General features: G+C 72.7%; 19 protein-coding genes, 1 tRNA gene and 1 pseudogene. 9 read left to right on the forward strand and 12 right to left on the reverse strand.

What is annotated here, in order from left to right; genetic code table 11:
* Window positions 1–21: 21 nt before the first annotated feature.
* A complete protein-coding gene (locus KPL59_RS29810; protein WP_226359944.1) occupies window positions 22–786 on the forward strand; it encodes a transposase in 765 nt (254 codons plus the stop codon).
* A 402-nt stretch (window positions 787–1,188) separates the two neighbouring features.
* Here the strand turns inward: KPL59_RS29810 and KPL59_RS29815 are convergent.
* Window positions 1,189–1,260 (reverse strand) — tRNA-Asn (locus tag KPL59_RS29815).
* 174 nt (window positions 1,261–1,434) lie between these two features.
* Here KPL59_RS29815 and KPL59_RS29820 point away from each other — a divergent pair.
* Window positions 1,435–1,632 (forward strand): hypothetical protein, encoded by a 198-nt coding sequence (locus tag KPL59_RS29820; protein WP_020625200.1) that lies wholly within the window; start codon window positions 1,435–1,437, stop codon window positions 1,630–1,632.
* 50 nt (window positions 1,633–1,682) lie between these two features.
* On the opposite strand, the pseudogene KPL59_RS29825 reads toward KPL59_RS29820, so the two are convergent.
* From KPL59_RS29825 to KPL59_RS29845, 5 genes and pseudogenes are all read right to left on the reverse strand, one after another.
* Window positions 1,683–2,452: pseudogene (locus KPL59_RS29825) on the reverse strand (trans-aconitate 2-methyltransferase).
* Complete coding sequence (locus tag KPL59_RS29830; RefSeq protein WP_226350860.1) at window positions 2,449–2,961, reverse strand: hypothetical protein; 513 nt, start codon at window positions 2,959–2,961, stop codon at window positions 2,449–2,451. Before KPL59_RS29830 ends, KPL59_RS29825 begins: the two are co-directional and overlap by 4 nt.
* The gene (gene dnaG, locus KPL59_RS29835; RefSeq protein WP_020625197.1) at window positions 2,958–4,826 is read right to left on the reverse strand and encodes a DNA primase; all 1,869 of its coding nucleotides are present in this window, start codon (window positions 4,824–4,826) and stop codon (window positions 2,958–2,960) included. The genes KPL59_RS29830 and dnaG overlap by 4 nt, the downstream gene beginning before the upstream one ends.
* Window positions 4,827–4,836: 10 nt before the next feature.
* On the reverse strand, window positions 4,837–5,847 hold the full coding sequence (locus KPL59_RS29840; RefSeq protein ID WP_226362751.1) for a DMT family transporter: 1,011 nt from the start codon (window positions 5,845–5,847) through the stop codon (window positions 4,837–4,839).
* 73 nt (window positions 5,848–5,920) lie between these two features.
* Window positions 5,921–6,304: a hypothetical protein gene (locus KPL59_RS29845; protein ID WP_149665713.1), complete on the reverse strand. Its 384-nt coding sequence runs from the start codon at window positions 6,302–6,304 to the stop codon at window positions 5,921–5,923.
* A 143-nt stretch (window positions 6,305–6,447) separates the two neighbouring features.
* Between KPL59_RS29845 and KPL59_RS29850 the strand changes: the two genes are divergently transcribed.
* The 3 genes from KPL59_RS29850 to KPL59_RS29860 all read left to right on the forward strand — a co-directional run bounded on the left by KPL59_RS29850 (window position 6,448) and on the right by KPL59_RS29860 (window position 8,451).
* Window positions 6,448–6,837: a MerR family transcriptional regulator gene (locus tag KPL59_RS29850; protein ID WP_020625194.1), complete on the forward strand. Its 390-nt coding sequence runs from the start codon at window positions 6,448–6,450 to the stop codon at window positions 6,835–6,837.
* A 105-nt stretch (window positions 6,838–6,942) separates the two neighbouring features.
* Complete coding sequence (locus KPL59_RS29855; RefSeq protein ID WP_020625193.1) at window positions 6,943–7,386, forward strand: Hsp20/alpha crystallin family protein; 444 nt, start codon at window positions 6,943–6,945, stop codon at window positions 7,384–7,386.
* A gap of 282 nt (window positions 7,387–7,668) precedes the next feature.
* Window positions 7,669–8,451, forward strand: coding sequence for an HNH endonuclease family protein (locus KPL59_RS29860; protein ID WP_226362752.1), 783 nt, complete (start codon window positions 7,669–7,671; stop codon window positions 8,449–8,451).
* A gap of 80 nt (window positions 8,452–8,531) precedes the next feature.
* Here KPL59_RS29860 and KPL59_RS29865 read toward each other — a convergent pair whose 3' ends face one another.
* The 3 genes from KPL59_RS29865 to KPL59_RS29875 form a co-directional block, all read right to left on the reverse strand.
* Window positions 8,532–9,830 (reverse strand): deoxyguanosinetriphosphate triphosphohydrolase, encoded by a 1,299-nt coding sequence (locus KPL59_RS29865; RefSeq protein WP_226362753.1) that lies wholly within the window; start codon window positions 9,828–9,830, stop codon window positions 8,532–8,534.
* Entirely contained in the window at window positions 9,827–10,444 is a 618-nt protein-coding gene (locus KPL59_RS29870; RefSeq protein WP_043279722.1) for a YdcF family protein, read from the reverse strand. Before KPL59_RS29870 ends, KPL59_RS29865 begins: the two co-directional genes overlap by 4 nt.
* Window positions 10,445–10,533: 89 nt before the next feature.
* Window positions 10,534–11,580 (reverse strand): XdhC family protein, encoded by a 1,047-nt coding sequence (locus KPL59_RS29875; RefSeq protein ID WP_226362754.1) that lies wholly within the window; start codon window positions 11,578–11,580, stop codon window positions 10,534–10,536.
* A 336-nt stretch (window positions 11,581–11,916) separates the two neighbouring features.
* Between KPL59_RS29875 and KPL59_RS29880 the strand changes: the two genes are divergently transcribed.
* Entirely contained in the window at window positions 11,917–13,347 is a 1,431-nt protein-coding gene (locus KPL59_RS29880) for a hemolysin family protein (RefSeq protein WP_226362755.1), read from the forward strand.
* Window positions 13,344–14,333 (forward strand): CNNM domain-containing protein, encoded by a 990-nt coding sequence (locus tag KPL59_RS29885; RefSeq protein ID WP_226362756.1) that lies wholly within the window; start codon window positions 13,344–13,346, stop codon window positions 14,331–14,333. The genes KPL59_RS29880 and KPL59_RS29885 overlap by 4 nt, the downstream gene beginning before the upstream one ends.
* A gap of 352 nt (window positions 14,334–14,685) precedes the next feature.
* Here KPL59_RS29885 and KPL59_RS29890 read toward each other — a convergent pair whose 3' ends face one another.
* The 3 genes from KPL59_RS29890 to KPL59_RS29900 all read right to left on the reverse strand — a co-directional run bounded on the left by KPL59_RS29890 (window position 14,686) and on the right by KPL59_RS29900 (window position 17,758).
* The gene (locus tag KPL59_RS29890; protein ID WP_226362757.1) at window positions 14,686–16,092 is read right to left on the reverse strand and encodes a glycine--tRNA ligase; all 1,407 of its coding nucleotides are present in this window, start codon (window positions 16,090–16,092) and stop codon (window positions 14,686–14,688) included.
* Window positions 16,093–16,295: 203 nt separating this feature from the next.
* The gene (locus KPL59_RS29895; protein ID WP_226362758.1) at window positions 16,296–17,237 is read right to left on the reverse strand and encodes a type IV toxin-antitoxin system AbiEi family antitoxin domain-containing protein; all 942 of its coding nucleotides are present in this window, start codon (window positions 17,235–17,237) and stop codon (window positions 16,296–16,298) included.
* Window positions 17,238–17,428: 191 nt separating this feature from the next.
* Window positions 17,429–17,758, reverse strand: a complete 330-nt coding sequence (locus tag KPL59_RS29900) for an antibiotic biosynthesis monooxygenase family protein (protein ID WP_226362759.1) — start codon at window positions 17,756–17,758, stop codon at window positions 17,429–17,431.
* 106 nt (window positions 17,759–17,864) lie between these two features.
* Between KPL59_RS29900 and KPL59_RS29905 the strand changes: the two genes are divergently transcribed.
* The gene (locus KPL59_RS29905) at window positions 17,865–18,242 is read left to right on the forward strand and encodes a helix-turn-helix transcriptional regulator (protein ID WP_020624590.1); all 378 of its coding nucleotides are present in this window, start codon (window positions 17,865–17,867) and stop codon (window positions 18,240–18,242) included.
* Window positions 18,239–18,691: a Fur family transcriptional regulator gene (locus KPL59_RS29910; protein WP_060712704.1), complete on the forward strand. Its 453-nt coding sequence runs from the start codon at window positions 18,239–18,241 to the stop codon at window positions 18,689–18,691. Before KPL59_RS29905 ends, KPL59_RS29910 begins: the two co-directional genes overlap by 4 nt.
* Window positions 18,692–18,698: the final 7 nt, after the last annotated feature.

The following is an 18,698-nucleotide window of genomic DNA, read 5'->3' on the forward strand; positions in this document are numbered from 1 at the left end:
AGATGAACGGGCTGCCGCAGTATGTACTATACCACTGGTTTCCGGCGTGATGAAATTCAGGATCTTGTCGCTATAGTGTATGAGCAGGATCAGCGGGACGCGACGGAGGCACGTTTGTCTTGGCCGCCGGTTCTGGGGTTGTTCTGGTCGGTGGTGATCACGTTGGCGTATCTGCGCGGGAATCGTGTGCAGTGGGAGTTGGCGGAAACCTATGGGGTGTCGCAGTCGACGGTTAGTCGAGCGATCACGGGGGTGACACCGTTGCTGGCACAGGCGCTGCGGAGTGTCGTTCCGACGGCAGAGGAGCTTCGTGCCGATCGGCAGTACATCATCGATGGAACCTTGCTGCCCTGCTGGTCATGGGCCGCGGTGCCGGGTCTGTGGTCGGGCAAGCATCGCACCACCGGCGTCGTCGTCCAGGTCGCAGCCACCCTGGAAGGGCAGCTGTCGTGGATCTCCGACCCGACCCCAGGATCCCGACACGACCTATATTGCCTCGACCAATCCGGCGCCCTCGACCACCTCGCCACATACCCCCCGATCGGCGATAAAGGATACATCGGGCGCGGCATGCTCACCCCGTTCAAAAAACCACCCGGCCGGGAACTTCTCGACTGGCAAAAAACATTCAACAAGAGCCTCAACCACACACGCGCCACCATCGAACGAGTCATCGCCCATATCAAAACGTGGAAAGTTCTCCACACAGACTACCGGCGGCCCTACGCCACATTTAAAACGACAATCTCGGCAGTCATCGGACTCATCTTCTACACACTTACCTGACGGAGCCTGAATAAGCCTCAACGCAACTTCGACGCCATCGACGACCTCTACAAGCTCAAGGGCAACCCTGAGTGCAACGATCAGCTCCAGCCGGGCTTTGAGGCCGACATGACCTGGGTCTACCTCGTGCCGCAGAGCGCCAAGGTCATCGGCTGGGGCTTCCAGGACACCACCGACTTCTCGGGCACGGTCGACTTCACCACGGTCCGCTTCGACGCCTGATCCGAGTGGTCCCGCCCCCTCCTCGTCGTACTGACCGAACCGCCCTGGTGGCCGCGACCGGGGCCAAGGAGGTCCTGGAGGTCCTGAAAAGACATCGACCCCCGGAACCCACTAGTAGTGGACTTCCTGGGGGTCGATCTTGAGTCGCTACCCGCGTCAAGCTATCGACCTCGGAAAATGCTCCTCCGATTGGACTCGAACCAATAACCGCCCGATTAACAGTCGGGTGCTCTGCCATTGAGCTACGGAGGACCGTTCATGCCGCTCCAGGTGGTGTTCCCGGCGACGAGAAGAACTCTACAACACCCCGCACAGTCGTCTCGCAACCCCCCGTTCGGCCGCTGTTCCCGCAGGTCGGAGCCCCATCCGGGTGGCGGTCGGGCAGCGGCCGCGGTCCGGGTACGGTCGCGGTCGGAGGTGAGGGGAATGGTCAGATTCCTCGTGGGTGTCGCCGTCGGGTACGTCCTCGGCACCAGAGCCGGTCACGAGCGCTACGAACAGCTCGTCCGCGCCTATCACCGGGCAGCCGACCACCCCGCGGTGCAGGGTGCCGCGGGCATCGCTCGGGCGGGCGTCGAGGGCGCGATCGACAAGGTGCGCGGGGGCCAGAACACCGGGCGCTGAGGCCCGCCCCGTCCTATGACCCCCGTCCCGGGGGCTCGGGACGGGGCGGCTCAGTGTGTGCGGGCGACCGCGAAGACGCGGCGGAACGGGAACCAGGTGCTGCCGTCGGCGCTCGGCGGGTAGGCCGCGCGCAGCCGAGGAGCGAGCTCGCGGACGAACGCGTCGTAGGCGTCGTCGTCGAGGGCGTCGCGGACCGGGCGCAGGGCGGTGCCGGAGATCCAGCGCAGGACCGGGTCCTCGCCGTCGAGCCGCTGTAGGTAGGTCGTCTCCCACACGTCGACGTCGGCACCCGTGGCGGCCAGGAGGTCGGCGTAGCCGAGCGGGTCGAGCACGGTCCCGTCGCCGCGCAGCACGATCCGGTCGCGCCAGTGCGGCAGCGAGGCGACCTCGCGGGTCAGCACGTGCGAGGGCGCGTCGAAGTTGCCGGGGACCTGCACCGCGATCCACGCACCGGGCGCGAGCGCGGCCGTCCAGCGGCGCAGCACCTCGGGGTGCTCGGGCACCACTGCAGCACCGCGTTGGACACGAGCACCCCGGTGTCGCGGGGCGGGGTCCAGTCGCGCACGTCGACCTGCGCGGCGTCGACGCCCGCGGCCCGGGCCGCGGCGACCATGTCCGGGGAGGAGTCGAACGCCTCCACCGTCGCCGTCGGCCAGCGGTCGGCCAGCAGCCCGGTCAGGTGGCCGGGACCGCAGCCGGCGTCGACGACCCGGGTCAGGGCCGGGTCGGGCTCCCCCACCCGGGCCAGCAGGTCGAGGAACGGGCGGGAGCGGTGGTCGTCGAAGGCGCGGTAGAGGGCGGGGTCCCAGCTGGTGCTCACGTGTCCTCCGGCAGACGGGCGGCGATGCCCTCGGCGAGGCGGCGCGCGGCGACGGGGTCGGTGCCCGGGTCGGGCCGCACCTGGAGGACCAGCCCGTCGCGGCCGGGGACCCGGCGCTGCAGCACCCAGGCCCCTCCCCCGGGCAGCTCGCGCCGGTTGCGGGTGCGGATGGACTGGGTGACCCGTTCCTGCACCGCCTGCGGCACCTTCCCCGGGTCGGCGAGCCGGAACCGCAGCGGGCGCCCGTCGGCCAGCAGCTCGGTGCCGGGAGCGATCTGCTCGGCCGAGGTCGGCGTCACGACCAGGCTGACCTTGTCCCAGGTCGCCTTCGCGATCTCGTGCCAGCCCAGCCGCTCACCGCCGGGGGGCCAGATCCCCCACGAGGTGACCACGAGCATTCCGTCCGGGGTCTGCGCGGTGGCGACGACGGCCTCGGAGTCGGCGAGGGCGTCGGCGACCGTGTCGGGCACCGGCTCACGTCCGAGCAACCGCGCCCAGAAGCCGGTCACGACGCGACCCCGGAGGCCTGCTCGCGCAGCTGGATCTTGTACTGCTCCAGCGGGACGAGCACCCCGAACAGGTCCATGTACTCGTCGTGGTCGGTCTCGGCGTTGGTGCGCTGCAGCTGCGACTTGAGGTCGGCGATCTCGCGTTCGACCAGGCCGAGCCGGACCCCGGCGAGCACGCCGTTGACGTAGCGGACCTCGTCGGTGTTGCGCTTGGGGAGCTCCAGGTCCTCCACGGCCAGCTCGCTGACCAGGCGTTTCACGTCGTCGCCCGCACTCTCGGCGACGACGGCGTCGAGCCAGTCCGACCCGTCCAGCCCGGCGCACACCCCGCCCGCGGCCATGATCGCCCGGTGCACCGCGGCCAGCTGCGGGTGGGTGAACCCTGCCTCGGGCAGCTCGTCGAACGCGGGGCCCACGACGCCGGGGATCTGCAGGGCCGCCTTGAGCGCCTCGCGCTGCAGGTGCAGCTGGGTGTCGTCGCGCTTCGGGGCGGGCAGCGGGGCCCGACGCCGGGAACGGCCCCCCTCCGGCGACACCCCGGCGCTCTCGCGCACCCGGCGCACGACGACGGCGATGTCGTCCCAGCCGACCCAGCCGGCGAGCCGGCGCGCGTACTCGTCCCGCAGGTCCTCCCGCTTGATCTGCGCGACCAGCGGGACGGTCCGCTGCAGCGCCGCGACCCGGCCCTCGGCGCTGGCGAGGTCGTGGCTGCGCAGCTCGGTGCGGATGGCGAACTCGAACAGCGGCTCACGACGGGCGACGAGGTCCCTCACGGCCGCGTCACCGTGGTTGTTGCGCAGGTCGCAGGGGTCCTGACCGTCCGGTGCGACGGCGACGAAGGTCTGCGCGGCGAAGTTCTGGTCGCCCTCGAACGCCTTCATCGCGGCGCTCTGGCCCGCCGCGTCGCCGTCGAAGGTGTAGATGACCTCCCCGCGGTCGAAGGAGTCGTCACCGATGAGCCTGCGGATGACCGAGACGTGCTCGGTGCCGAACGCCGTACCACAGGACGCGACCGCCGTGGTCACCCCGGCCAGGTGCATCGCCATCACGTCGGTGTAGCCCTCGACGACGACCACCTGCCGGGTCTTCGCGATCTCCCGCTTGGCCTGGTCCAGGCCGAACAGCACGTGGGTCTTGCGGTAGACCGGCGTCTCGGAGGTGTTGAGGTACTTGGCCTCGATGCCGTCGTCGTCGAACAGCCGGCGCGCGCCGAAGCCGACCACGTCGCCGCCCAGGTCGCGGATCGGCCACAGCAGGCGCCGGTGGAAGCGGTCGATGGCGCCGCGACGGCCCTCCTTGGAGATGCCCGCCTTGATCAGCTCGTCGAGCTGGTAGCCCTGGGAGAGCAGGTGCTTGGTGACGACGTCCCAGCCGGCCGGGGCGTAGCCGCAGCCGAACTTCTCCGCGGCGGCCTCGTCGAACCCGCGGTCGGCGAGGAACTGCATCCCGGCCCGCCCGGCGGGGGTGCGCAGCTGCTCGGCGTAGAACGCCTGGGCCTTCTTGTTGATCTCCAGCAGACGGCTGCGGGTACCGCGGTCGCGCTGCACCGAGGAGCCGCCGCCCTCGTAGGTGAGCCGGACCCCGCACCGCTCGGCGAGCCGCTCGACGGCCTCGGGGAACCCGATGACCTCCATCTTCATGACGAAGTCGATGACGCTGCCGTGCTCACCGCAGCCGAAGCAGTGGAACGTGCCGTGCGAGGGACGAACGGTGAACGACGGGGACTTCTCGTCGTGGAACGGGCACAGGCCCTTCAGCGAGCCCGCCCCGGCGCGGCGGAGGGCCACGTACTCCTCGACGATCTCCTCGACCCGCGTGCGGTTGCGGACCTCGGTGATGTCGGCGTCCCGGATCCGTCCTGCCACGACGGCCAGTCTAGGCGCCTCCGGCCCGGCGTCCCGGTCCGCCCGCCGGCGGTGCGGCGATGTCGGCGTCCGGCCGCTCCACCGGGGCGGCGGCGACGGTGTCCGGCTGCTCTGCGGGGACGGCGGCGTCGGCCGTCACCGGGTGACCGCGCAGGCCGGGCACCCGACCCAGGCCGACGAACATGCCGACCAGCGCGATGCCGAGGCCCAGCACGGCCTGCACGGTGAGCGGCTCCCCGAGCACGGGCACGGCGACCAGCGCCGTCGTCGCCGGGACCAGGTTCAGCAGAGACGACACGAACACCGTGGACCGCAGGCGTAGCAGCACGAACATCAGCACGAAGGCGCCCACCGAGTTCACGACCCCCAGGAAGGCCACGGCTGCCCATCCCGACGGTGCGCGGGACAGCCAGTCCGCACCGAGGAACGGCCAGGCGACCAGGGTCGCGACCAGCGAGGTGGCCATCTGGACCACGACGCTGGTCACCACGGGCGTGCCGTCGTTGAACCGCTTCTGGTAGAGCGTGCCGGCCGCCAGCGACAGCATGCCCAGCACCGGGAAGACGAGGTTGCCGCCGAGACCGGCACCGAGGTCGTCGGCCAGTACGACGTAGACGCCGGTGGCGCCGATCAGCAGGCCCAGCACCGGTCCGACACCCAGGCGGGTCGCCAGCAGCAACGGGGTCAGCAGCCCGACCAGCAACGGCGCCATCCCGAGGATGAGGCTCGACAGCCCGGCGGGCACACCCGAGGCGAGCCCGCTGTAGACGAAGCTGAACTGCCCGACCTGCAGCAGCAACGCCGTGACCGCGAGGTGCAGCCAGGCCCGGCCGCGCGGCAGGCCCGGCCGCTGCACGGCGACGGCGACGAGCATCACGACCAGCGCGATCACGAACCGCCAGAACAGGACCGCGGGGACGTCGGTGGAGCCGGTCGCGATCTTGCCGGCGATGAAGCCGGACGCCCAGAGCGGCACGAAGAGCACGGCCAGCACCGGGACGAGCCAACGCGAGGAGGTCACGCCTTCACTTCATCGCAGTGCTAACGACCGGGGCAAGCCGGGGTGGGGGGAGCCTCACCCCACCCCGGTCCGATCAGGCCGCGACGACGACCGACGGCGGCAGCTCGGCGAGCGCGGAGTCCAGGTCCGGGTGGTTGCGCATCCCGTGCAGTACCGCCCGGACGCCCGGCACCGTCCGCGGCGCGACGCGGGCGGCGCCGATCAGCCGGACGTCCAGACCGCGGTTGCGGGCCACGTGCCGCAGATGGTGCAGCGCCCGCGCGCCGCGCGCGGTGACCCCGGTACCGAGATCGACCAGGACGTGCCGGACCGGCGACCACCCGGCACCGGCGACGGCGAGGTGCGCATCGACCTGGCGCAGCAGCGACGCACCTGCCGCCGCGTCCAGCTCGCCGTCGACGCGGACGTGGAGGACGTCCTCGCGGGGGCGGTCGGTGCGGACCCTGCTCCTGTTCATCGCGTTCTCCTTCCGGATCGTCGTCTCCCCCATATCTCTAGCGTATGGTTAAGATTTTCGCCATCACGTGGCCACACTCAGGTTCGCGGACGACCGGCTCCGGCACCCGAGCGTGCGCCGCGGACCGCGAGGGAGGAACCGACATGGCACTGGACCGGCTCGACGACCCCGACTACCCGACCGTCGCGATGGGCCAGGCCGCGCACCTGCTGGAGGTCGAGCCCGCGTTCCTGCGCAGCCTCGACAGCGCGGGCGTGGTGAACCCGCACCGCTCCCCGGGCGGGCACCGCCGCTACTCGCGCAACCAGCTGGAGCAGGCCGCGCGCCTGCGCACCCTGCTGGACGACGGGCATCCGCTGGGCTCGGCGTCCTGGATCGACCGACTGCGCGGCGAGCTCGCCGACAGCGAGAACCGCCTCGGCGCGGCACACCGCGAGATCGAGCGCCTGCGCACGGAGCTCGCACGCCTGCGCTCCGAGCTCGGCGACACGAATCCAGAGCAGCCCTTGACAACAGAAAATCTCCAGCTATAACTGGAGATATCCGGAGCGGGACTCCGGAGGACCGACATGACGAAGGACAACGAGGAGTCAGCCGGTCGGTCGTGAACCGGCACGGCTGGAAGGGAGTGGTTCGAGATGCTGCTGCGTACCGACCCGTTCCGAGCCCTGGACCGCATCGCTTCGCAGGCGTTCGAGTCCGGCGGCACCTGGTCGCGCCCGGCGGCGATGCCGATGGACGCCTGGCGTCACGGTGACGAGTTCGTCGTGGAGTTCGACCTCCCCGGCATCGACCCGGACGCCGTCGATCTCTCCGTCGAGCGCAACACCCTGACGGTCAAGGCGGAGCGGCGGCCCGCCAACGCCGGGACCGACCAGGTCGAGTGGGTCGCCTCCGAGCGGGCCTACGGCGTGTTCGCCCGCCAGCTGTTCCTGGGCGACAACCTCGACACGTCCTCCATCCACGCGTCGTACGACGCCGGGGTGCTGCGCATCCGCATCCCGGTCGCCGAGGCGGCCAAGCCGCGGACGATCGCCGTCGAGTCCGGGCACGACTCCGACCGGGCGGCGATCAACGCCTGATCTCGGTTCCGGGCCCGGCCGCGTGCCGGGCCCGGGACCGGCGTCGGACCGGCGGGACGGCCGGTCGACGGCGCCGTCACGACGAGCACGCGTAGCCCGAGCGTGCTCCCGCCCCACCCCGGCCGTGGTGGCCCGAGGGTCTGTGAGCGTGATCACGAGGCCACCGACCACCCCGACCCTGTGAACGGACCGACCCCGTCCTGGCAAGTCACTTCACCCTGAGTGACGAACACGCGGCGTGTTGGCGTGGTTCCGGCGTTCGCATTCGCGAACATCTCCGGTGTGCGTGTTCGAGGTGTGCGGGTCGCCGGACTGCTGGCGACGATGATGGTGATGGCCGGGTGCGGATCCCCCGGATCGTTCGTGGACGTGCTGGACACGGCGCTCGACACCGGCGTCGTCGACGTCGGCGCGATCGCCCCGGTGACCCCCGGGACCGTGGAGGGTGCGGCCGCGGGCAGCGCGTCGGCGACGCTGAAGACGCTGGCGGTGAAGGGCCGGGCACCGAAGACCGGCTACACGCGCCAGCAGTTCGGGCGTAGCTGGGCCGACATCGACCGGGACGGTTGCGACCAGCGCAACCAGGTACTGGCCCGGGACATGGACCGCGAGACGTTCAAGGCGGGCACGCACGACTGCGTCGTGCTGACCGGGACGCTGCGTGACTCCTACACCGGCACCACAATCGCGTTCACCCGTGGCCAGGGCACCAGCGAGAAGGTGCAGATCGACCACGTCGTCGCGCTGTCCGACGCCTGGCAGAAGGGCGCCCAGCAGCTCGACGCGGCCACCCGGGAGAAGATCGGGAACGACCCGCTGAACCTGATCGCCGTCGACGGGCCGACCAACGGCCGCAAGAGCGACGGCGACGCCGCGACCTGGCTCCCGCCGGACAGCCGTTACCGCTGTGCCTACGTCGCGCGTCAGGTCGCGGTGAAGAAGAAGTACAAGCTGTGGGTGACCAGCGCCGAGCGCGACGCGATCGACCGGGTCCTCGGGACCTGCCCGACCCGGGCCGTGACCAGCGAGGCCGACGCGGCGAAGCCCGCGATCACCCTGCGCTGAGCCCCGCACCGACCCCGGCCACCCGGCCCCGCCGCCCCACCCGGACGGCGGGGCCGTCGGCGGCTCGGGGCCGGCAGGTGTCAGGGCCGGCAGAGGGTGCGGTGCCAGGCGTGCGCCTGCGGGTCGGTCAGCGTCGCGACCTGGTCGATCACGACGCGCAGCCGCGACCGGTCGTCGGGAGCGGCGGCCCAGTCCTCCGCGCGGGCCGGGTCGAGGGCGTCGGGCCCCCGGTCGTACAGCGCCGCGACGAGGTCGTGCAGCAGGTCGCGCTGGCGGGACTGCATCGCCAGCCGCCGCGGGTCGCTCATCACGTAGCGGGTGGCCAGTGCCTTGAGCACCACGACCTCCGCCACGGCGACGACCGGCACCACCAGGTCCGCGCGGTGCCGGGCCAGCGGCGCGTCGCCGTAGGTGTCCAGGGTCGCGTCGGTCGCGGCGAGGGCGAACCGGCCGACCAGCTCGGAGGTCATCCGCTTCATCGCGACCAGGTCGTCGCCCGCGGCGGTGGCGGCGTCGAAGCCGCGGACCGCGCGGACCACCGGCAGCGCGTCGAGCCGGGCGGCGGCCTCGGCACAGGCGCCCTCGTCCTCGCCGAAGCGCAGCGACGCCTCCACCGCGAGCGCCGCGCGCTCGGCCGGCGAGGACAGCACCGCCAGGTCCATCCGGCCGGCGTGCACCGCGTCCTCGACGTCGTGCACCGAGTAGGCGACGTCGTCGGCCCAGTCCATCACCTGGGCCTCCATGCTCCGCACCCCCGGCCGTGCCCCGGCTCGCACCCACTCCAGGGCAGGCAGGTCGTCGGCGTAGGCACCGAACTTGCGCTCCGCGCCGCGGCGCGGCCACGGGTACTTGGTGGCGGCGTCCAGGGTCGCCCGGGTCAGGTTGAGCCCGCCGGGGACGCGGCCGTCGCCGGAGCGGGCCTTGGGCTCCAGGCGGGTCAGGATGCGCAGGGTCTGGGCGTTGCCCTCGAACCCGCCGCAGTCGGCTCCCGCGACGTCGAGCGCACGCTCGCCGTTGTGCCCGAACGGCGGGTGGCCGATGTCGTGGGCCAGCCCGGCGGCGTCGACGACGTCGGGGTCGAGCCCCAGCTCCTCGGCGATGCCGCGGCCGATCTGGGCAACCTCGAGCGAGTGCGTCAGCCGGGTCCGCGGGATGCCGCTGACCTCGGCGCCCTCCCCCGGCCCGACCACCTGGGTCTTGCCCGCGAGCCGGCGCAGCGCCGCGGAGTGCAGCACCCGGGCCCGGTCGCGGGAGTAGGGGCTGCGCCGCTCGACGCGGCCGCGCTCCCCCAGCCCGGAGCCCTTCGGTGCCTCCGGATGGCGGCGCTCCGCGTCGGCGGCGGTGTATCCCGGGCCGACCGGGGCGTGCTGGAGGGTCATCCCAGCCCGCTGCTCGCGGTGTCGACCGACGCGTGGGTCAGCTCGTAGAACAGCAGCGCGCCGGTCTCGCGGTAGATGTAGCGCAGCTGGGTCTCCCGGGTCTGCACGATCGGGCCGCTGCGCGTCGGGGAGGTGTAGGCCTCCAGCCCGGCGTCGCGCGCCATGGTGCGGGCACGGAGGCTGTGCCACGGGTCGGACACCAGCAGGGCCGAGGACCAGCCCTGCTGCCGCGCGGTCGCCGCGACCGCCTGCAGGCTGCCGAGCGTGTCCGCACCCTCGGGGACGGCCTCGACCGCCGAGGACGGCACGCCCTGCTCGACCAGCCAGTCCCGGCTGGCCTCGGCCTCGGTGTACCGGTCCCCCGTGCGACCGCCGCCGACGGTGACGATCCGCGGGGCCACGCCGTCGCGCCACAGCTGCTCGGCGTGCTTGAGCCGGTTGGCCAGGACCGCGCTGGGCTCACCGTTGTACTGGGCCGCGCCGAGGACGACGACGGCGTCGCTGGGGCGCTGGTCGTCGTCCCGGGCGACCTGCCACACCCGCAGCGCGGTCACCCCGACCACCGCGACGAGCATGACCAGACCGCCGACGAGCAGCCGCGCGCCCCAGGTCATGCCGGTCCGCACCGGACGGCGCACGGTGCGCCGGTCCGGACCGGGCTCCGGCGGGGCGCCGCCGAGCCCGCGCCGCGACGAGGTGCCGGTCATCCGCCGATCCGACCGGCCGAGGAGGCGAGCGCCGACGCCGAGCGCCCGGCGCGCAGCGCGACGACCTGGGCGACGATCGACACCGCGGTCTCGGCCGGGGTGCGGGCACCGAGGTCGAGACCGACCGGCCCGTGCACCGCGGCCAGGTCATCCTCGGTGACCCCGGCGGCGAGCAGCCGCTCGCGGCGCGCGGCCTGGGTGCGCCGCGACCCGAGCGCCCCGAGGAACCCACGGCCGTGGGCCAGGCCGTCGAGCAGGACCGCGTCGAAGGCCGGGTCGTGGTCGAGCAGCACCAGCACGTCGGCCTCGGTGAAGGCGGCGACGGCGGCACGCGCGTCCTCGACGGTGGTGACGGTGCGGGCGCTCCAGCCGAGCAGACCGGCCTGGGCGTGCAGCGCCGCGCCGAGCGCCCCCTCGCCGACGACCAGCGCCGACGGGACCGGCACCAGCAGGTCGACCAGCACCGCGGTGCCGTCGACGTCGAGCCGCTCGGTGGCCGTGGCGCCCCGGCGCAGCAGCGCGCGGGTCTGCTCGGCCGCCGCGGCGGTGACCCCGCCGAGGTCACCGGTGGCCTCCTCCAGGCCGGGCCCGGTGAGGACCAGGGCCGCGCCGGTGTCCACGACCGACAGCAGCGCGGCGGGCCGCCCGGTCTCCAGCGCCTCCCCGAGCGCGGTGGCGGGACCGGCGGCCAGCGGGTGGGCGAGCAGCGTCGCCCCGCCCGCGCAGGCGAGCCCGGCCGCGACCGCGGAGGACTCCCCCACGTGTGCCTCGCGCACCGTCGCCACCCCGGACGCCGCCTGCACGGCGAGCGGATGCGCGGAGTCGTCGAGGGCGCCGAGGTAGAGCAGGCCGCCGACCTCGCCGTCAGTGGTGCCCGCCACCAGCTGGCCGGACTCGACGGAGCCGAACCCGTGCCGGTCGAGCACCCGGACGACACCGATCCCCGACCCGCCGGTCACCGCCCATCGGCGCAGGGCCGCGCCCAGGTCACGACGGGGGTCGGCCGGTGGCCGTGCCGCGGGGGAGGTCGCCGAGGTGCTCACGGTCGCCAGGGTAGCGACGGGGCCTGACGGTGAGCTGAGAACGGGCGGGACGTGGCCACGGCGGGACGGTCAGCGGCGCCGGTGCGTCGGACACCGGTACCGCCGTTCGGGCCATGAGAGAGTGATCAGCGCGACGGCAGCGTTCCGGAACCGTACGATTCCGGCACGCGTTGAACGCCACGTACGCCCATCAGACCGCGAGTCAGGAGTCATGGACCCCACCTGCAGTCCGCGCGCCGACCGTCCCCGTGACGGCCGGCGACCCCGCATCGTCCTCGTCCCCGCCCGCGCCGTGCACCTCCCGGCCGGGCCCGAGACCCGGGCGGTGACAGCCCGGTGATCGGAACGATCCTCGGCATCCTCCTGGGCATTCTGGTGGTCCTCGTGATCACTGCCCTGACCGGCTACTTCGTGGCCCAGGAGTTCGGCTACATGGCCGTGGGCCGCTCCCGCCTCAAGGCCCGTGCGGCCGAGGGCGACACCGGAGCGTCCCGTGCCCTCGACATCACCCGTCGTACGTCGTTCATGCTGTCGGGCGCCCAGCTCGGCATCACCGTCACCGGTCTGCTGGTCGGTTACGTCGCCGAACCGCTGATCGGCAACGGCATCGCCGAGCTGCTCGGCCTCGTCGACGTGCCCCAGGGGGTCGGCCTGGCGATCGGCATCACGGTCGCGCTGCTGTTGGCCACCGTCATCCAGATGGTGTTCGGCGAGCTGTTCCCGAAGAACCTCGCCATCGCCCGGCCGGAGCCGGTCGCGCGGTGGCTGGCGCTGTCCACCAAGACCTACCTGGCGCTGTTCGGGTGGATCATCCGGATCTTCGACGCGGCCTCCAACCTGCTGCTGCGCTCGCTGCGGATCGAGCCGGTGCACGACGTGGAGCACTCGGCGCCCCCCCGCGACCTCGAGGCGATCATCAACGACTCGAAGGACTCGGGTGACCTCAACCCGGAGCTCGCGGTGCTGCTGGACCGCGCCGTCGACTTCGGCGACCGCACCGCGCGGGCCGCGATGATCCCGCGGCCGCGGGTGTCGTGGGTCCGTGCCGACGCGACCGTCGAGAGCCTGGTCGGCCAGATGGCCGTCCAGCACTCGCGCTACCCGGTGCTCGGGCCCCCCGCCGAGGCGGCGGACCCGGAGAACGCCGAGAACGCCCTGGAGCTGGTGGGCGTGGTCTGCCTGAAGGACGTGCTGGCCCTCGCCGACCGCGACGACCGGCCGTTCGACGAGGTGCTGGTCTCCGACCTCATGCGGGCCCCGGTGCTGGTGCCCTCGTCGCTGCCGCTGCCCCAGGTGCTGGCCCAGCTGCGCGCCGACGACGAGGAGCTGGCGTGCGTGCTCGACGAGTACGGCAGCTTGGCCGGCGTCATCACCGTCGAGGACGTCGCCGAGGAGCTCGTCGGCGAGATCACCGACGAGCACGACCAGGCCGGGACGGACCAGGCACTGCGGTCCGACGACGGCTGGGTCGTCCCGGGTGACCGGCACGTCGACGAGGTCGGCAGGCTGATCGAGGCCGAGCTGCCCGAGGGCGACTACCAGACCGTCGGCGGTCTGGTGATGGCCGAGCTGCAGCGGTTGCCGGTCGTCGGGGACGCGGTCGTCGTGACGATCGCGGCGGAGGGCCCGGACGACGAGGACCGCGCCCTGCGGCTGGTGGTGCAGGAGGTCGACCGGCGGGTCCCGTCGGCGGTCGCCCTGGAGTGGACCGAACCGGTGGCCGCCGGTTCCGAGCAGGACGGCGACGACCGGGAGGTACGGGCATGAGTGTCTTCGAGATCGTGGTGTCGATCCTGCTCATCGCCGCGAGCGCGTTCTTCGTGGCCGTCGAGTTCGCGCTCGTCGCCGCCCGGAACTACCGCCTGGAGGAGGCCGCGCAGACCTCGGCCTCGGCGCGGGCGGCGCTGCGCAGCGCCAAGGACATCTCGCTGCTGCTGGCGGGGTCCCAGCTGGGGATCACGCTGTGCGTGCTGGGGCTCGGTGCGATCACCAAGCCGGCGGTGGACTACGCGCTGCGCCCGCTCCTGGAGGGCTGGGGCGTTCCCGGCGGGGTCGCGGGTGTGGCGTCGTTCGTCATCTCGCTGATCGTCGTGACGTTCCTGCACCTGGTCGTCGGGGAGATGGCCCCGAAGTCCTGGGCGATCTCGCACCCGGAGAAGTCGGCGATCATGCTGGCGCTCCCGATGCGCGGGTTCATGATCGTCGCGCGGCCGCTGCTGCTCCTGCTGAACGGCGCGGCCAACCGCTGCCTGCGCTGGTGCGGCGTCGAGCCCGTCGACGAGATGGCCTCGGGCCGCAACGCCGACGACCTGCGTCAGCTGGTCGACCACTCGGCGAAGACCGGCACCCTCGACCAGGGGCGCCGTGACCAGCTGGTCACGGCCCTGGAGCTGGAGCGGACCCCCCTGGGCGAGCTCGCGCGCGAGCCCTCCGGGGTCGCCGCGGACGACGACGTCGCCGCCGTCCAGGCGACCTGTCGCCGGACCGGCCACCTCCGGCTGGTCGTCCGGGACGGGGACACCCCGATCGGGTACGTGCACGTCCGCGACACCCTGACGCGGGCGCCGGAGACCCGGGCCCGGGACCTGATGCGCCCGCTGCTCACCCTGCCGGCGGACACGCAATACCACACGGCGGTGAACACGATGCGCGAGCAGCGTGCGCACCTGGCGCTGGTGGAGTCCGACGACCGCCCGGTCGGCATCGTCACCCTGTCCGACCTGGTGGAACGCCTGCTGCCGGAGCCGGTGTAGGAGCACTCCCCGGACCGGGTGCCCGAGCTGCGCCCGGTCCGGGACGCCCCTACCCTGGGTCGCCTCCCGATCACCCACGGAGGTTGTGATGACCGCTCCGACGCTGCGCCCCGCCGATCTCGACGAGGCGGCGCTGGCCAGGCTGAGGCAGCTCGAGGACCGCATCGGCGGCCCGCTCGTGGCTACCGACCCGAGTCGCCCTACGCCACGCTGTCCGCCGAGCAGCTGGAGGAGGTGCGCCGCACCGAGGCCGAGCTGGGCGTGCAGCTGCTGGCCTACCGGCGCTGACCCCTTCGACGACGAACGCCCCCGCCCGGGATCTGGGCAGGGGCGTTCGTGGTGCAGCGTCGTCTCAGCAACCGAGCAGGCGCGTCGCCAGGTAGGTCTCGACCTGGTCGAGGGCGACCCGCTCCTGCGCCATCGAGTCGCGCTCGCGGATCGTCACCGCCTGGTCGGTGAGGGTGTCGAAGTCGACCGTGATGCAGAACGGGGTGCCGATCTCGTCCTGGCGGCGGTACCGGCGGCCGATGGCGCCGGCGTCGTCGAAGTCGACGTTCCAGTTCTTCCGCAGCTGCGCGGCCAGGTCCTTCGCCTTCGGCGACAGGTCGGCGTTGCGCGACAGCGGCAGCACTGCGGCCTTGACCGGTGCGAGCCGGCGGTCGAGCTTCAGCACGACGCGCTTGTCCACACCGCCCTTGGCGTTGGGCGCCTCGTCCTCGGTGTAGGCCTCGATCAGGAAGGCCATCATCGACCGGCCGACACCGGCGGCGGGCTCGATCACGTACGGCTTGTAGCGGGTGTCGGAGGCCTGGTCGTAGAACGACAGGTCGACGCCCGAGTGGTTCGAGTGCGCCGTCAGGTCGAAGTCGGTGCGGTTCGCGATGCCCTCGAGCTCGCCCCACTCCTGGCCGGTGAAGTTGAACCGGTACTCGATGTCGACGGTGCGCTTCGAGTAGTGGGAGAGCTTCTCCTTGGCGTGCTCGTAGTGCCGCAGGTTCTCCGAGGAGATGCCCAGGTCGGTGTACCAGCGGGTGCGCTCGTCGATCCAGTACTGGTGGATCTCCTCGTCGCTGCCGGGCTCGACGAAGTACTCCATCTCCATCTGCTCGAACTCGCGCGTGCGGAAGATGAAGTTGCCCGGGGTGATCTCGTTGCGGAAGCTCTTGCCGATCTGGCCGATGCCGAACGGCGGCTTCTTGCGCGAGGTCGTCTGCACGTTCAGGAAGTTCACGAAGATGCCCTGCGCGGTCTCCGGGCGCAGGTAGTGCAGCCCTTCCTCGGACTCCACCGGGCCGAGGAAGGTCTTGAGCATCATGTTGAACTCGCGGGGCGCGGTGAACCGGCCGCGGGTGCCGCAGTTCGGGCAGGGGACCTTGGAGAGGTCGTTCTGGTCGGCCTGCTCCGGGTCGCGGCCCTTGCGCTCGGCGAACTCCTCGGCGAGCTGGTCGGCGCGGTAGCGCTTGTGGCAGGACTCGCACTCGACCAGCGGGTCGGAGAAGGTGCCGACGTGACCGGAGGCGACCCAGGTCTGGCGCGGGAGGATGACCGAGGAGTCCAGGCCGACGACGTCGTCGCGGCCGGTCACCATGCTCTTCCACCACTGGCGCTTGATGTTGTCCTTCAGCTCGACGCCGAGGGGCCCGTAGTCCCACGCCGACCGGGTACCGCCGTAGATCTCACCGGAGGCGAAGACGAATCCGCGCCGCTTGGTCAGCGCGACGATGGTCTCGATCTTGGCTGAGGTGGGCTTGCTGGCCACTGGCGGCGCTCCAGAGAAGGTGGTTCGGAGGTCCCCGGATACGGGGCATCCCAGATTACCGACCCGCCATGTATCCCCACTCCCTGCCCCTGTCCCCGACCTCGCCGCGGTGGCTCCGCCCGACCGACCTCGCACAGGCTCCTGCGACCTCGCAGACCCTGCAGAGGCTGCGAGGTCGCAGAACGGTCTGCGAGGTCGGGCGCTCACCCGGCACGGTCGAGGGCGCGGTGCAGGCGGGCGACGGTCGGGGCGAACGACGCCGCGCTGCGCAGGTCGGCCCACACCCAGCGCACCACCGCGACTCCCTCCGCCCGGATCGCGTCCTCCCGCAGCTTCTCCCGCCACAGGACCTCCTCGACGTCGCCGCCGGGGGCGAGCCGCCGGCCGTACGTGATGCGCCCGTCGAACTCCCCCGCCACCCGGGCCTGCTCCCACCAGAAGTCGACCCGGGCGAGGAACCGTCCCGCCGGATCCCGCAGCTCCTGCTGGGTGGCCGGTGCGGGCAGGCCGCAGGAGTGGAGGAGGAGCCTGCTGCGGGTCTCCCCCGGGCCGTCCGCGCCGCCGTCGGCCGCGGCGAGCACCCGGCGGGCGGCCGGGGTGCCGGGACGCCGCGCGGACCGGGCCACGGCGACGTCGAGCTCGTCGGCGGTGACGGCTCCGGCGTGGAGCGCGGCGTCGGTGACCGCGACCGCCACGACGAAGGGCAGGGAGCGGGCCAGGTCGACGACCGTACGCGCGACCGTCGTCACCGGGACGCCGTCGACGACGGTGATCTCGTCCGCGGCGAGCGTCGCCGCGTGGAATCGCGCCGACGGCGCCGTCCGCGCACCGCTGCGCCGGTTCCTGGTCACCTCCACCCGGTCGAGCGGGACCCGCCACAGCCCGATCCCGTGCATCGCGGCCGCCGAGACGTGGCTGAACACCGCGTCCGGGGACAGGGTGCGGACCGCCGCACGCACCGTCTGCCGGTGTCGTTCCACCGGTCCGAGGTCCCCGGCTCCGACGTAGGCGCCCCGGCGCAGCCGGACGAGCCGGCCCGAGACCCGGAGCCTGCGGAGCTCGTCGTCGCCCACTCCCGCCGCGACCAGGTCCCGGCGCAGCACCGGGGCGGGTGTTCCGGGCGCCGGTCGCGGGTCGCGGTCCATGTCCCCACCGTCGCCGCGCACCGGGAGCGGGGGAAGCCCGTCACCCGTCCGGCTGTGGACGGTCCCGGCTCACGGCGGGCGTCGAGCGCGCGCTGTGGACAACGCGGCCCCGCTGCACCTCGCACAGGTTCCTGCGACCTCGCACGGTCTGCAACGGCTGCGAGGTCGCAGAACGGTGTGCGAGGTCGGGGTCAGCTCAACAGGCTGGGGTGGTGGACGGGTGCGGCGCCGGGGGCCACGGTCACCAGGGACTCGTAGGTCGCCTCGGTGGTCGTGTCGGCCTCTGCCAGCAGCGGGTGCACGTGCTCGCGGACCTCGAACGGCCCCAGGGCACGCCGGTAAGCGTCGACGGAGTCGAAGCGGACGGTCAGGACCCACTGCCCGGCGTCCTCGATCGCCCGGCCCGCCTCACCCCCGCGGAAGCCCGGCCGGGCGGCGAGGAGTTCCAGGGCGCGGGCCACGCGCGCGGTGAACGCGGACTCCTCGGAGGGAGACACGCGGAAGCGGCAGACCAGCAGCACGGCGCGACGATAACGAACACGCCTACCATGTCGGGTGCGGCCTGTACGGCACAGCAGCGCCGGAGGGTGTGGCCGCCGCCTCCGGAGGAACGGACGGGTCCACCACATGTCTGCCGCAGCCCAGACCACGCACGCACCGGGAGCCGGCCCGGGCGCGGACGACGACCACCACCCCGCGCCAGAGCCGGGCCCGACCCGCGACCCGCGCACGCTGGCCGCCGCGGGCGACCTGCTGCGGGCACTCGCCGCGCCGGTCCGGATCGCCATCGTGCTGCAGCTGCTGGAACACTCGCGGTGCGTCCACGACCTGGTGGACGCGCTCGGGGTCACCCAGCCCCTGATCAGCCAGCACCTGCGGGTCCTCAAGGCCGCCGGGGTGGTCGAGGGCGAGCGGAAGGGCCGCGAGGTGCTGTATTCGCTGGTGGACGACCACCTGGCGCACATCGTGGTGGACGCCGTCGCCCACGTCGAGGAGGACACGTGACGGAGACGACCGGCCGGACGACCGCGGCGGCGGTCACCGAGCGGTCCACCGCCGGGCCGCGCGGCATCCGCGCCACCCGGCAGCGGGCCGCCGTCACCGCGCTGCTGGACCGGCTGGACGACTTCCGGTCCGCCCAGGAGATCCACGAGGAGCTGCGGCGCGCCGGCGAGGGCATCGGCCTGACCACGGTCTACCGGACCCTGCAGACCCTTGCCGACGGCGGCGAGGTCGACGTGCTGCGGGTCGCGTCCGGCGAGGCCGTCTACCGGCGCTGCGAGACCGAGCACCACCACCATCACCTCGTGTGCCGCCGGTGCGGCGCCGCCGTCGAGATCGAGGGTCCGGCGGTGGAGTCCTGGACCGAGTCGGTCGCCCAGAAGCACGGCTTCACCGAGGTGTCGCACACCCTCGAGGTCTTCGGCCTCTGCGGCCGCTGCTCGGCGGGCTGAGACCGGG

Origin of the sequence: Pseudonocardia sp. ICBG1142 (genome assembly GCF_020496255.1) — a bacterium.
Taxonomy (GTDB): domain Bacteria; phylum Actinomycetota; class Actinomycetes; order Mycobacteriales; family Pseudonocardiaceae; genus Pseudonocardia.